Annotated in this window: 14 protein-coding genes; 6 read left to right on the top strand and 8 right to left on the bottom strand. The window is 62.4% G+C overall.

The features are described from left to right. Positions 1–3 precede the first annotated feature (3 nt). The 6 genes from zwf to ACIQTS_RS02745 all read left to right on the top strand — a co-directional run bounded on the left by zwf (position 4) and on the right by ACIQTS_RS02745 (position 6,546). Positions 4–1,524 (top strand): glucose-6-phosphate dehydrogenase, encoded by a 1,521-nt coding sequence (gene zwf, locus ACIQTS_RS02770; RefSeq protein ID WP_402471019.1) that lies wholly within the window; start codon positions 4–6, stop codon positions 1,522–1,524. After that, positions 1,521–2,462: a glucose-6-phosphate dehydrogenase assembly protein OpcA gene (locus tag ACIQTS_RS02765; protein ID WP_400288105.1), complete on the top strand. Its 942-nt coding sequence runs from the start codon at positions 1,521–1,523 to the stop codon at positions 2,460–2,462. The genes zwf and ACIQTS_RS02765 overlap by 4 nt, the downstream gene beginning before the upstream one ends. After that, on the top strand, positions 2,452–3,192 hold the full coding sequence (gene pgl / locus ACIQTS_RS02760; RefSeq protein WP_402471015.1) for a 6-phosphogluconolactonase: 741 nt from the start codon (positions 2,452–2,454) through the stop codon (positions 3,190–3,192). The genes ACIQTS_RS02765 and pgl overlap by 11 nt, the downstream gene beginning before the upstream one ends. Before the next feature lie 91 nt (positions 3,193–3,283). Further along, positions 3,284–4,267: an FAD-dependent oxidoreductase gene (locus ACIQTS_RS02755; RefSeq protein WP_400288109.1), complete on the top strand. Its 984-nt coding sequence runs from the start codon at positions 3,284–3,286 to the stop codon at positions 4,265–4,267. 229 nt (positions 4,268–4,496) lie between these two features. Continuing rightward, positions 4,497–5,858, top strand: a complete 1,362-nt coding sequence (locus ACIQTS_RS02750) for a TrkH family potassium uptake protein (RefSeq protein WP_402471013.1) — start codon at positions 4,497–4,499, stop codon at positions 5,856–5,858. Then, positions 5,851–6,546 carry a potassium channel family protein gene (locus ACIQTS_RS02745; RefSeq protein ID WP_400288113.1) on the top strand — a complete coding sequence of 232 codons (696 nt, stop codon included), beginning with the start codon at positions 5,851–5,853 and terminating at the stop codon, positions 6,544–6,546. The genes ACIQTS_RS02750 and ACIQTS_RS02745 overlap by 8 nt, the downstream gene beginning before the upstream one ends. A 66-nt stretch (positions 6,547–6,612) precedes the next feature. Here ACIQTS_RS02745 and secG read toward each other — a convergent pair whose 3' ends face one another. The 8 genes from secG to rapZ form a co-directional block, all read right to left on the bottom strand. Continuing rightward, positions 6,613–6,864, bottom strand: coding sequence for a preprotein translocase subunit SecG (gene secG, locus ACIQTS_RS02740; RefSeq protein WP_402471010.1), 252 nt, complete (start codon positions 6,862–6,864; stop codon positions 6,613–6,615). 22 nt (positions 6,865–6,886) lie between these two features. Next, positions 6,887–7,702, bottom strand: a complete 816-nt coding sequence (gene tpiA, locus ACIQTS_RS02735; RefSeq protein ID WP_402471007.1) for a triose-phosphate isomerase — start codon at positions 7,700–7,702, stop codon at positions 6,887–6,889. A 2-nt stretch (positions 7,703–7,704) separates the two neighbouring features. Beyond that, positions 7,705–8,934 carry a phosphoglycerate kinase gene (locus ACIQTS_RS02730; protein WP_400288116.1) on the bottom strand — a complete coding sequence of 410 codons (1,230 nt, stop codon included), beginning with the start codon at positions 8,932–8,934 and terminating at the stop codon, positions 7,705–7,707. A 16-nt stretch (positions 8,935–8,950) separates the two neighbouring features. After that, entirely contained in the window at positions 8,951–9,958 is a 1,008-nt protein-coding gene (gene gap, locus ACIQTS_RS02725) for a type I glyceraldehyde-3-phosphate dehydrogenase (protein WP_105656665.1), read from the bottom strand. Between the two features lie 184 nt (positions 9,959–10,142). Then, positions 10,143–10,772 (bottom strand): superoxide dismutase, encoded by a 630-nt coding sequence (locus tag ACIQTS_RS02720; RefSeq protein ID WP_105656666.1) that lies wholly within the window; start codon positions 10,770–10,772, stop codon positions 10,143–10,145. Between the two features lie 60 nt (positions 10,773–10,832). Then, positions 10,833–11,813, bottom strand: a complete 981-nt coding sequence (gene whiA / locus ACIQTS_RS02715; protein WP_105656667.1) for a DNA-binding protein WhiA — start codon at positions 11,811–11,813, stop codon at positions 10,833–10,835. 27 nt (positions 11,814–11,840) lie between these two features. Then, positions 11,841–12,866 (bottom strand): uridine diphosphate-N-acetylglucosamine-binding protein YvcK, encoded by a 1,026-nt coding sequence (gene yvcK, locus ACIQTS_RS02710; RefSeq protein ID WP_105656668.1) that lies wholly within the window; start codon positions 12,864–12,866, stop codon positions 11,841–11,843. A gap of 5 nt (positions 12,867–12,871) precedes the next feature. Then, complete coding sequence (gene rapZ / locus ACIQTS_RS02705; RefSeq protein WP_105656669.1) at positions 12,872–13,765, bottom strand: RNase adapter RapZ; 894 nt, start codon at positions 13,763–13,765, stop codon at positions 12,872–12,874. Positions 13,766–13,771 lie beyond the last annotated feature (6 nt).

Genomic DNA, 13,771 nt, shown 5'->3' with positions numbered 1-13,771 from the left:
ACTATGAGCAACCCACTACGCGACGCCCGCGACCGGCGGCTTAACCGCATTGCCGGTCCGGGCGCGCTGGTGTTCTTCGGAATCACCGGCGACCTTGCCCGCAAGAAACTCATGCCAGCGGTCTACGACCTGGCTAACCGCGGACTGCTTCCCCCGAATTTTGCGATTGTCGGCTTCGGCCGCCGCGACTGGACGGCACAGGACTTCGCCGACCAGGCCCGCGAATGGATCCTCGCCAGCGCCCGCACCCCCTTCAACGAAACCGTGTTCGCCCAGCTGGCCGCCGGTATGCGCTTCATCTCCGGCGCCTTCGACGATGATGGCGCCTACGAGAAGCTGGCCGCGACCCTGGACGAACTGGCCGAATCCCGGTCCACCGGGCGCAACCACGCCTTCTACCTCTCGATCCCGCCGAGCTGGTTCGAGGTTGTCTGCCAGAAGCTCTCCGAGCACAAGCTGGCCAAGGACAAGAACTCGGGCTGGGAACGCGTGGTCATCGAGAAGCCCTTCGGCCACGACCTGCAGAGCGCCCGCGAACTGAACGAGATCGTGGAGTCCGTGTTCCCGCCGGACGCGGTGTTCCGCATCGACCACTATCTGGGCAAGGAAACCGTGCAGAACCTGCTGGCTTTGCGTTTCGGCAACCAGATGTTCGAGCCGCTGTGGAACAACAAGTACGTGGACCACGTGCAGATCACCATGGCCGAGGACATCGGCATTGGCGGCCGCGCCAGCTACTACGACGGTGTGGGCGCGGCCCGCGACGTCATCCAGAACCACCTGCTCCAGCTGCTGGCGCTGACCGCCATGGAGGAACCCATTTCCTTCGACGCGGACCACTTGCGCAGCGAAAAGGAGAAGGTGCTCACCGCAGTCCAGCTGCCCGAGGACCTGGGAGCGGCCAGTGCCCGAGGCCAGTACACCTCTGGCTGGCAGGGCGCCGAGGAGGTCGTCGGCTTCCTCGACGAGGAGGGCTTCAACCCGAAGTCCAAGACCGAGACCTACGCGGCGGTGCGCCTGAACATCAATACCCGCCGCTGGTCCGGGGTGCCGTTCTACCTGCGTGCCGGCAAGCGCCTGGGCCGCCGCGTCACCGAAATCGCGGTGGTCTTCAAGAAGGCGCCGAACCTGCTGTTCACCGACCACAAGGACGATGAATTCGGCCAGAACGCGTTCGTGATCCGCGTGCAGCCCGATGAAGGCGCGACCATCCGCTTCTCCTCCAAGGTGCCCGGCACCCAGATGGAGATCCGCGATGTGACCATGGACTTCGGCTACGGCAACGCCTTCACCGAATCCTCGCCCGAGGCCTACGAGCGGCTGATCCTCGATGTGCTGCTCGGTGAGCCGCCGCTGTTCCCGCGCCATGAGGAAGTCGAGCAGTCCTGGCGCATCCTGGATCCTTTCGAGGAGTACTGGGCCTCGCAGCCCACCCAGCCCGATCCCTACGCTCCGGGCTCCTGGGGACCCGAAAGCAGCGATGAGCTGATGGCCAAGGATGGAAGGACCTGGAGACGACCATGATGATCGATCTTCCCAACACCACCACCTCCAAGGTGGCCAAGAAGCTGATCTCCTCGCGCCGCACCCACGGCGTGGTGGCGCTCTCCCGCGTGATGACCCTGGTGGTCATCACCCGCGAGGGGTTCGCCGAGAACGCGATCGAGGCGGCCAACCTGGCCAGCCGCGAGCATCCCTGCCGGATCATCGTGGTGGTCCGCGGCAGCAAGTCCGAGGCCAACCGCCTGGACGTGCAAATCCGCGTGGGCGGGGACGCCGGCGCCTCCGAGGTGATCGTGATGCGCACCTACGGCCCGGATGTCGTGGCCGACGAGGCGCTGATCTCCGCACTGCTGCTGCCCGATGCGCCGATCGTGGCCTGGTGGCCGCATGGCGTGCCGCAGGATCCGGCCGGCACCGCGCTGGGCAAGCTGGCGCACCGCCGCATCACCGATTCGGCGGAAACCGAAGACCCCACCGCCGCGCTGTTCAGCCGCATCGAGACCTACCAGGCCGGCGACACCGACCTCGCCTGGACGCGGCTGACCCTGTGGCGTGCCCAGCTGGCGAGCATCATCGACCTGATCGGCACCGAGGGGCTCTCGGGCATCACCGTGAAGGGCTCGGATAATTCCCCGTCCACCACCTTGCTGGCCGCTTGGCTGACCCTGTGCCTGGACGTCCCGGTGACCATCGCCGCGGACAAGTCCAATGGCGGGCTCTCCAGCGTCCGGCTGGCGCGCGAAGCCGGCGACGTGGAGCTTTCGCGGCCTTCCGGCGCGGTAGCCCACCTTTACCTGCCCGGATCGGCCCCGCAGCGCATCTCCCTGCCTCGGCGTTCGGTGGCCGAATGCCTGGCCGAAGAGATGCGCCGCCTGGACGCCGATGACGTCTTCGGCGAGGTCATCACCAAGGGCCTGAACCTGACCAACCTGAGGAGCATCAGATCCAGTGATCGCTAGGCAAATACTGATCCATGAGAACCCGGAAGCTACCGCCCACGCCATTGCGGCCCGGCTGATCACCTCGATCGCCGATGCACTGGCCGCCCGCGGAGTTGCCCACGTGGTGGTGACCGGCGGTTCGCTGGGCATCGCCGCCCTGGAAGCCGTCGCGGCCAACCCCGCCAAGGCCTCGGTCAACTGGTCGCAGGTGCACTTCTGGTGGGGCGACGAGCGCTTTGTCGCCACCGATTCAGCAGATCGCAACGTGCTGCAGGCCGCAGCCCTGTTCGACGCGCTGGATGAATTGGGCCTGGACCGCGCCACCGTGCACGCCATGGGCGCCAGCGACAAGTACGAGTCCGCCGAGCAGGCCGCCGCGGCCTACGCCGAGGAACTGGCCAGGGAAGCCGAAGACGGCTCCTTGAACCCCGCGTTCGATGTGCTGATGCTGGGCATGGGCCCGGACTCGCATGTCGCCTCGCTCTTCCCGAACCACACCCGGTCCGATGAGCCAGGAGTCATCGCGGTCCACGACTCCCCCAAGCCGCCTGCGCACCGCGTCACGCTCACCATGGGCACCATCAACACCGCCAAGGAGGTCTGGCTGATCGTGGCCGGTGCCGACAAGGCGCCGGCGCTGGCCAAGGCCCAGCACGAGGTCAACGAGACCGCTGTCCCGGCCTCGGCCGTGCACGGCACCCAAGCGACCCGCTGGATCATCGACCGCGCCGCGGCCACCTTGCTCTAGCCTGCACCGCATCGCCGGTGCCGCGATCCTGCACTCCAGGATCGCGGCACCGGCCTTTGCTTTCCCCTCGCCACCTGCCCGAAAGGTTCCCATGCATTCCGCCCCGCTGCCCGATGCCGCGCAGCCATCCCGCAAGGTCACGGTGATCGGCGCCGGCGTCATCGGGCTCTCCACCGCCCATGAGCTGGCTGCCGCCGGCCACCAGGTCACCGTCATCGCCGACCAGCTGCCGCTGCAGACGGTCTCCGCGGTGGCCGCAGCCATCTGGTTCCCGTACCACTCGGAGAACTCCGCTGCCGCCGATCTGCTGCTCGCCCGTTCACTGGCACGCTTCGAGGAGCTCTCCGGCATCAAGGAAACCGGCATCGACCTGCGCCGCGGCCTGAATCTGGAAGCGTCCCCGGAGCAAGACCGCTCTTGGGCGCAGATCGTCGCCGACGCCGCCGAAGCCCCGGCAGAAGACATCCCGCGCATTGCCGCCGCCGGCATGCGTGCCACCGTCCCGGTGATCACTATGCCTCTCTACCTGTCCTGGCTGCATGAACAAGCCTTGGCCAAGGGCGTCAAGTTCATCCAGCGCACCATCGAATCCATCGACGAGTTGCAGGAGGAGGCCGACGCCGTCGTATTGGCCACGGGCCTGCGTGGCGGCGAACTCACCGGGGATGACGGCACTGTCTACCCCATCCGAGGCCAGGTGATCCGCCTGGCAAACACCGCAGGGTTGGTCCACTGGCTCTGCTATGACGAGCATCCCCAGGGCGTTACCTACATCATTCCGCGCCGCGATGACATCATTGTTGGCGGTACCGACGTGGCCAACGACTTCAACGCCGAGGTCGACCCGCAGACCGCCACCGACATGCTGCGCCGTGCCATCGGCCTGGTCCCCCAGCTGGCCGGCTGCGAGATCCTGGAGCACAAGGTGGGGCTGCGCCCGGCACGCGAGACGATCCGCCTGGAGCGCGTCGACGGGCACGCGGTGCCTGTCATTGCGGCCTACGGCCACGGCGGGGCTGGGGTCACCCTTTCCTGGGGTACCGCACAGCGGGTCGTGGAATTGCTCGAAACCTAGCAGTACCAGCGTCCAACCGGCAGCCACGCGTTTTCCGCGTGGCTGCCGGTCTGCTTTAACCGGCGGCGCGGCTGTGGCAGATCCGCCCAATCGCTCCCGCAGGCGCGCTATTAACACCGGGCCAGGTGACGGGAATCACCATTGACACCGGCTTTTCCGAGCGTATTATTTCATTCGTACTACTCGTCCCACGGTTTCGCGAGACGTTATTTCGACCATTGCGATCTCCATGAATCTTCCCAATGCGCGGTCCGCCGCGCAGCACAGCGTGCTGGCCAAACCCGCACGCGCAGTGGCCTTCGCCTTTGCCGGCGCAATCCTCATAGGCGGGTTGCTCCTGTCTTCACCGGCGGCCAGCACGCAAGGCACCTTCACATCCTTGGTGGACGGGATCTTCACCGCGACGTCAGCGGTGTGCGTCACCGGCCTGACTGTCTTGGATACGGCAACCCACTACACCCTCTTCGGCAAGATCGTCATCCTGGTCCTGATCCAGGTCGGCGGCCTGGGACTGATGCTCGTCGCATCATTGCTGAGCATGCTGGTCATGGGCCGCATCGGCTACCTGACCCGGCTCTCCACCCAGCGCGAAAGCTCCGCCGTTTCCGGCACCGACGTGCGCACCTCGGCATTGATGATCATCAAGCTGTCGCTGGCCATCGAATCCGCAGTGGCCCTCGTCTTGGCCCTCCGCTTCTGGCTGGCCTACGACTACGAACCCGCCAGGGCGATCTGGCATGGCCTGTTCCATGCTGTCTCTTCCTTCAATAACGCGGGATTCGCCCTCTACACGAATAACCTGATGGATTTCGTGGCGGATCCATGGCTATGCATCCCCATCAGCATCGCCATCATCCTCGGCGGCTTGGGCTTCCCGGTTCTGGTCCAGCTCAGGCATCATTGGCGGAATTCGCTGAAGTGGACGATGAACACTCGCCTGGTCCTGCTCATGACCGCATTGCTGCTGCTTGGCGGCACCATCTTCATCACCGCCATGGAATGGTCCAATCCGAAGACGCTGGGCGAGCTTGAACCTGCCCAGCGGATCCTGGCTGGATTCTTCCAATCGGTGCAGACGCGTACCGCTGGCTTCAATTCCATCGATATCGGCGCGATGCATCCAGCCTCCTGGCTGGGCATGGATGTGCTGATGTTCATCGGCGGAGGGCCGGCCGGCACCGCCGGCGGCATCAAGATCACCACGGCTGCGATCCTGCTGTTCATCATCATGACCGAACTTCGCGGCGAGACCGCCGTCAATGTCCTGGGCAAGCGCCTGTCCCGCTCGGTGCACCGGCAGGCCATCACGGTGGCGCTGATGGGCGTAGCTGCCGTATTCGTCGGCACCATGGGCCTGCTGCTGCTGACCGGCTATTCCCTGGACCGCTGCCTCTTTGAAGCCACCTCCGCATTTGGCACCGTCGGGCTGTCCACCGGCATTACCCCGGATTTGCCGGACCCTGCCAAGGGCATCCTCATTGCATTGATGTACCTGGGCCGCGTCGGGGTCCTCTCGCTGGGCTCCGCGCTGGCCCTGCGCGATCGAAAAGCGCTCTACGAACTCCCCAAGGAAAGGCCTTCAATTGGCTAAGCTACTGAATTTTCGAAATGACGCCAAGGGGCTGTCAAAAGCGAACTCCGTTGCCGTGATCGGGCTCGGACGATTTGGCGAATCCCTGGCCCTGGAACTGATGAAGTCCGGTACCCATGTCCTGGGCATTGACGTGCACGAGAACATCGTCCAGTCCCTGAACGGGGAATTGACTCAGGTGGTTCGCGCCGACGCCTCAAGCCGGGAAATCCTTGAACAGCTCGCGATCCACGAGTTCGACCGCGTCGTGGTTGCCGTAGGCAGCCACCTGCAGTCATCCATCCTGTGCTGCTCGCTCTTGGTCAGCATGGGGATCCCGCAGATCTGGGCCAAGGCGCAGGACGATCGGCACGGGCTGATCCTGGAGCAGCTCGGAATCCACCACATCGTCTACCCGGAGAAGGACATGGGCAAGCGAGTCGCCCACCTGGTGCGCGGATCCATGATGGACTACCTGGAAGTCGATCCAGGCTATGCCATGGTGAAAATGAGCGCACCAGCCACATTGCACGGTGTGAAACTCAGTGATGCCGCGGTACGCAATAAATACCGGGTGACCATCGCTGCCACGACCAATGCGGCCGGCGAATGGAAGAACACGGACGGAAACACCGTCCTGCAGACCGGAGACAAGATCCTCGTGCTGGGATCGATTGCCGATACCGAGAAGTTCGGGCAACTGGCCTGAGACGCGCAATAGGCGCCTTCCACATAATGTGGAAGGCGCCTATTGACTGCTACGGAACGGTACTGCCTAGACTTCGATGCTGAATCGCAGGACCAGAGCGAGGCCGATAATCACGGCACCCCAGATCAGACCAAGAATAATGGTGATGCGGTTCAGGTTGCGCTCGGCTACACCCGAAGATCCCATTGAGCTGGTCATGCCGCCGCCGAACATGTCGGACATACCGCCACCACGGCCCTTGTGCAAAAGGATCAGCAGGGTCAGCAGGACGCTTGTAATGCCCAGCAATACCTGCAAAATGATCTTGATAATATCCAAGTCGACGGTTCCTTAGTTAGATTCAGTCGGTGACGAGATGATGCTCGAACCTGACAATATTAGCAAATTCCTCGGCATCCAGGCTGGCACCGCCAACCAACACGCCATCAACATCGCGTTCGCGCATGATCGATGCGGCATTTGCTGCCTTAACACTACCGCCATAGAGCAGTTGAGTCTTCTCGGCAATCTCTGCACCGAAGCGTTCAGCCAGCGCACCGCGAATTGCGGCGCACATTTCCTGCGCGTCAGCTGGTCCGGCAACTTCACCCGTACCGATGGCCCAGACTGGTTCGTAGGCGATGACCAGGCTTGCGGCCTGCTCAACGGTTACGCCTTCCAGCGACTGAGCCAACTGGTCCAGGGTGAATGCCACATGCTCGCCGGCCTTGCGTACTTCCAGGCCTTCGCCGACGCAGAGCATCGGGGTCAGGTCGTGGCGGTAGGCAGCAGCCAGCTTGGCGGCAATCACCTGGTTGGTTTCATTGTGGTACTCGCGACGCTCGGAGTGGCCTACCAATACGTAGGTGCAGCCGAGCTTCTTGAGGAACTGCCCCGAAATTTCACCAGTGTACGCACCTGAGTCCTGTGCGGACAGATCCTGGGCACCGTAAACAATATCCAGTTTGTCGCCCAGGGTCAGCGTCTGCACGCCGCGGATGTCGGTGAAGGGAGGGAACACTGCGACCTCGGCACGATCGTAATCGTGCTCGTGGTCCTTCAAGGTCCACGCCAGCTTCTGCACCAGGGTGATGCCCTGGACGTGGTCCATGTTCATCTTCCAGTTGCCGGCAATCAGCGGCTGGCGCACAAAGGCGCCGTTCTGCGAAATGGTCATTATTAGCCTTCCAATGCGGCAACACCCGGCAGGGTCTTGCCTTCGAGGTACTCCAGCGAAGCGCCGCCACCGGTGGAGATATGGCCGAAGTCATCCTCCGAGAAGCCCAGTGCGCGCACGGCTGCAGCGGAATCGCCGCCGCCTACGACGCTGAACGCTTCCGAGTCCGCCAGAGCCTGCGCGACGGTACGGGTACCTTCTGCGAAAGCAGGGATCTCGAAGACGCCCATCGGGCCATTCCAGAACACGGTATTTGCGCTGGTGATGTAGCTTGCGAACAGTTCAGCGGACTTTGGTCCGATGTCCAGGCCAAGGCCGTTGGAGCCGAAGCTGGCTTCTTCGATCTTGTCTGCGGCCAGCACCTCGTGCTCTGCGTCGGCACCGAACTTGCTTGCCACTACGACGTCGCTAGGCACGATGATGTCGCAGCCGAGCTTCTCGGCCCGCTGCAGGTATTCCTGGCAGGTCGCGATCTGGTCTTCTTCAAGCAGCGAGCTGCCAATGGCGAAGCCCTGCGCCTTGAGGAAAGTGAAGGCCATGCCGCCACCGATCAGCAGCTGATCGGCCTTGCCCAGTAGGTTGTCGATGACAGCGAGCTTGTCCGATACCTTGGACCCTCCGAGCACCACAACGTATGGGCGCTTCGGGGCCTCGGTCAGGGTCTTGAGGACCTTGACCTCGGTAGCAACCAGGTCGCCCTGGTAGCTAGGGAGCAGACTGGCGATGTCGTAGACCGAAGCGTGCTTCCGGTGCACAGCACCGAAAGCGTCGTTCACGTAAGCGCCGTTCTGACCGGTCAGCGCAGCCAATTCCTTGGCTAACTCTTCGCGCTGCGCATCATCCTTGGAGGTTTCGCGAGCATCGAAGCGGACGTTCTCCAGAACCAGCACGGAGCCCTCTTCGAGGTTTGCCGCCAACTGGCGAGCGGAGTCGCCCACCACGTCTTCGGCAACAGCTACGTCGAAGTCAGCCAGTTCGTCCAGGCGGTTAGCCGCAGGAGCGATGGAGTACTTGGCATCGACCTGGCCCTTGGGGCGTCCCAAGTGGGCCATTACGATGACCTTTGCGCCAGCTTCAGCCAGCTTGCCGATGACTGGCAGCGACGCGCGGACGCGGCCATCATCGGTCACAGTTGCACCGTCGAGCGGTACGTTCAGGTCACTGCGGACCAGAACGTACCGTCCGCGGACGCCGTTGTCAGCGATCAATTCGTCAATGGTGTGAGAAGACATGTCTCTAGGTTATCGACTAGAGGCTGGATCCCACGAATTCAACGAGGTCAACAAGTCGCGAGGAGTAGCCCCACTCGTTGTCGTACCACGCGACGACCTTCACGCTGTTGCCCATCACGGTGGTCAGACCGGAGTCGAAAACTGCCGAGTGGGGGTTGGTCACGATGTCCGAAGAAACCAGTGGATCGGTGGAGTACTCAAGGTATCCGCTCAATGCACCCTCGGCAGCTGCCTTCTCGAATGCTGCGTTGATTTCTTCCACAGTTGCGGTGCGGGCCAGGTTCACGGTCAGGTCGGTGGCCGAACCGGTTGGAACTGGTACGCGCATAGCGTAACCGTGCAGCTTGCCCTTCAGCTCTGGGAGCACCACGCCGATGGCCTTTGCGGCACCGGTCGAGGTCGGGATGACGTTCAGCGCCGCGGCGCGGGCACGGCGTGGGTCGCTGTGCGGTGCATCCTGCAGGCGCTGGTCTGCGGTGTAAGCGTGGATGGTGGTCATCAGGCCATCAACAATGCCGAACTCTTCGTTCAGCACCTTGGCTACTGGAGCCAGGCAGTTGGTGGTGCATGACGCGTTCGAAATGATGGCGTGGTTTGCAGGATCGTACTTGTCCTGGTTAACGCCCATCACGATGGTGATGTCTTCATTCTTGGCAGGAGCCGAGATGATGACCTTCTTTGCGCCAGCAGCTACGTGCTTCTTGGCGTCTTCTGCGTTGGTGAAGAATCCGGTCGATTCAATGACGACATCGACGTTCAATTCGCCCCATGGAAGGTTGGCTGGCTCGCGCTCAGACAGAACCTTGATACGGCGTTCTCCGACGACGATGGTATCGCCGTCCACGGATACCGGCTCGCCCACTGGGCCGAGCACGGAATCGAACTTCACCAGGTGAGCAAGGGAATCGATTGAACCAAGGTCATTGACGGCGACGATTTCAATGTCTGCCTTATGGGCCAGAACTGCACGCAGGAAGTTGCGTCCGATACGACCGAAACCATTGATTCCAACACGGGTTGTCACGTGACTATCTCCTCTAAATGGGATGATGATGCCACGACCGCACGCGAGCGGAGGTGGCCTTCTTTAAGAGGACACTCCGTTGTGCCGTGCTTGCGGATCCCAACGAATTGCCGGGATCCGCAACACACTTGAAACATACTACGCTACATTAGCGCAGAATGTGAGCTAACTTACCAGATAAGTCTTACTTACCTGGAAGGATCAGCGCTGCTGCGCCGTTGCGGGCAGCTTCGAAACGAGCCTGGACATCTGCCCAGTTCACGATGTTCCAGAATGCCTTGACGTAGTCAGCCTTGACGTTGACGTAGTCCAGGTAGAAGGCGTGCTCCCACATGTCCAGCATCAGCAGCGGGGTGGTTGCCACTGGGATGTTGCCCTGCTGGTCGTACAGCTGCTCGATGACCAGCTGGCCGCCCAGTGCGTCGTAAGCCAGCACTGCCCAGCCCGAGCCCTGCAGGCTCATGGCCGAAGCGGTGAAGTGGCCACGGAAAGCGTCGAACGAACCGAAGAAGTCGTCGATGGCCGCTGCCAGCTCGCCCTCAGGCTTGTCGCCACCCTCTGGGGACAGGTTGTTCCAGAAGATCGAGTGGTTGGTGTGGCCACCCAGGTGGAACGCCAGGTCCTTGGACAGCTTAGGGATATTGCCGAATTCGCCCTTTTCGCGAGCTTCAGCCAACTGCTCCAGTGCCGAGTTTGCGCCAGCAACGTAAGTTGCATGGTGCTTGGAGTGGTGCAGTTCCATGATGCGAGCCGAGATGTTCGGCTCCAGTGCGGCGTAGTCGTACTGCAGTTCTGGCAGTGAATAAACAGCCATGATTCTCCTCAATCTTCTCAATTGGTTGAATCTCCGCGGGAGGGCTCCCGCGGGGACATTTTAATGTTCCAGTTCATCTCCTGGAACGCTGGACTCCGTACCTGGTATTCCCAGATCGCTCGCCTTTTTATCCGCCATAGCCAAAAGGCGGCGGATTCGGCCAGCGATGGCGTCCTTGGTCATTGGCGGTTCGGCCATGCGGCCGAGCTCATCCAAGGAGGCTTGCTTGTGCTCAAGGCGCAGCAGTCCCGCATAGCGCAAGTGCTCGGGAACCTCGTCGCCCAAGATGCCCAGTGCACGCTCAACGCGGGCACCGGCAGCTACCGCTGCCTGGGCGCTGCGCCGCAGGTTGGCGTCGTCGAAGTTCGCCAAGCGGTTCGCCGTCGCGCGCACTTCCTTGCGCATGCGCCGTTCTTCCCAGACCATGAGCGCATCGTGAGCGCCCATGCGGGTCAGCAGTTGGGCGATGGCATCGCCATCACGGATCACAACGCGGTCCACACCGCGCACTTCACGCGCCTTGACCGTCAGTCCCAGGCGGCGAGCTGCACCGACCAGCGCCAAAGCGGCTTCTGGCCCAGGGCAGGTGATTTCCAAAGCGGAGCTGCGTCCCGGTTCGGTCAACGATCCGTGGGACAGGAATGCGCCGCGCCATACAGCTTCAGCGTCGGCGGTAGAACCGTTGACGATCACCGAGGGCAGGCCGCGTACCGGCCGGCCGCGCTGGTCAAGCAGGCCAGTTTGGCGTGCAAGCACTTCGCCGTCCTTGGAAACACGCACAATGTAGCGGCTCCCCTTGCGGATGCCCGATCCGGAAACCATGACGATTTCGGCATCGTGGCCGTACAGCTCGCCGATAGCAATCTTCAACCGCCGGGCCGTCGCCGCGAGGTCCACTTCTGCTTCGATGACAATTCGTCCGGAGACGATGTGCAGCCCGCCGCTGAAGCGGAGCATGGTCGAAACCTCGGCCTTGCGGACCGATGGCTTGCGAATCTCTACCCGCGACAGCTCGTCTTTGACGGAAGCCGTCAATGCCATGAATCAAACTCCCTTACTTGGATCTTCCTAAGACCCGATCGCGGTAAACACCTCGTGATAGGCCGCCGCTAGTCGCAACGGGTCGTGCACAGCACGACCGTCAGATACTCCTACTGTACTAAAAAAGACACGCGCACCGAGTTTTTGCGCTGCCAGCTCAAATCGATCCCTGTTAAGAATCTTTGATTCGTCGGCAATAATTGCATCGAATTTGACCTCGGGTGCGTAACGTCCCAGCACCTCCAAGTGCGCCGCGGCGTCCATCCCGGAAGTCTCTGCCGTATCAAAGGCCAGGTTCATGGTCAGCAGCTTCTTGGCCGTGGTCGATGCCAGGGCCTGGCGCATATCCGGCAGCAGCAGATGCGGGAGCACCGAGGTGTACCAGGATCCGGGACCGAGAATCACCCAGTCCGCCAGATCGATGGATTCCAGCGCTTCGGAGCAGGCCGGCGCATCGGACGGTTCCAGGTACACGTGGGTAACCAGGCCGCCGGAACCGGCACGAGCCAGCTTGGCCTGCCCATCGATTCGGCGACGCACCAAGGTGTCGTTCACCGGGTCGGATTCAAGAACCTCGCCATGGATGGACAGCGGAACCGTGCTCATTGGCAGGACCTGCCCGCGCGCGCCAAGCAGGGCACCTGCCCAACGCAGGCCAGCTACCGGGTTATCGAGCAACTCCCACAGCGCCAGGATCAGCAAATTGCCAACGGCATGGCCGTTCAATGGCTCGTCGGCGTTTTCGGTCGATTCAAAGCGGTACTGCATGACATCGCGCCAGGTACGGCCCCAGTCATTGTCGTCGCACAGCGCAGCCAGCGCCATGCGCAAGTCTCCCGGGGGCAGCACATCGAAGGATCCCCGAAGCCGCCCGGAACTGCCGCCGTCATCGGCCACCGTTACGACGGCAGTGAGGTCGGTAGTCAGACGGCGCAGGGCAGAGAGCGACGAGGACAGCCCGTGTCCCCCGCCCAAGGCAACCACCGATGGGTTGCGGTAATCATCACTTCGAGTCAGTCCCTGGATCGGGATCGGACCTGTAGCAAAGGCCATGGCGGCTACTCACGCCCCAGATCACGGTGGCTGATGTTCACCCTGACGTTCGGGAACTGCGCCAGGCGCCGGCCCAGCTCGATGGTGGTTGCTACCGAGCGGTGCTTGCCGCCGGTGCAGCCCACGGCAATGGTCGCGTAGTGCTTATTCTCGCGGCGGTAGCCTTCAAAGACCGGTTCCAATGCCTTGAGGTAGTTCTCGATGAACTCGCTCGTGCCTTCCTGGCTCAGCACATAGTCCGACACTTCCTTGTCCTTGCCGGTCTGCGGGCGCAGTTCAGGTACCCAATGGGGGTTGGGGATGAAACGGACATCTGCCACGTAGTTGGCATCGGCGGGCAGGCCGTACTTGAACCCGAAGCTCATCACGTTGATGCGCAGGATGATCGGCCCGGATTCGCTGAACAGTTCGTTGACTGCACGTGCCAGGTCGTGCACCGACATGGTCGTGGAATCCAAGATGATTTCGGCAGCTTCACGCAATTGATCGGTGATCCCGCGTTCGCGCTTGATGCCGTCGACAATGCGGCCGTCATCCTGCAGCGGATGCGGCCGGCGACCCTGCTCGAAGCGGCGGATCAGCACCTCGTCGCTGGCGTCGAGGTAGACCAGGCGGAACTTCACCCCGCTGGCTGTCAGGTTCGCCAAGGCATCGCGGATTTCCGGGAACATTTCCTTGGAGCGCACGTCCATCACGACAGCCATCTTCGGGATGGAGCCCTGCGAACGGCTCATCATCTCCGTCAAGGGTCCAAGCATGGCCGGTGGAAGGTTCTCCACTACGTACCAGCCCTGGTCTTCCAGAGCATGCGCGACTGTGGTGCGACCGGCACCTGACATGCCGGTTACGATCACGAGTTCGGACTCAGGGGGTTTTACTGCTTCATACTCAGCGGTCATATCACA

The sequence above is a fragment of the Glutamicibacter sp. NPDC090743 genome (assembly GCF_044769125.1).
Classification (GTDB): domain Bacteria; phylum Actinomycetota; class Actinomycetes; order Actinomycetales; family Micrococcaceae; genus Glutamicibacter.
Note: the sequence above shows the minus strand (reverse complement) of the source record. Positions and strands in the feature narration are given on the sequence as shown.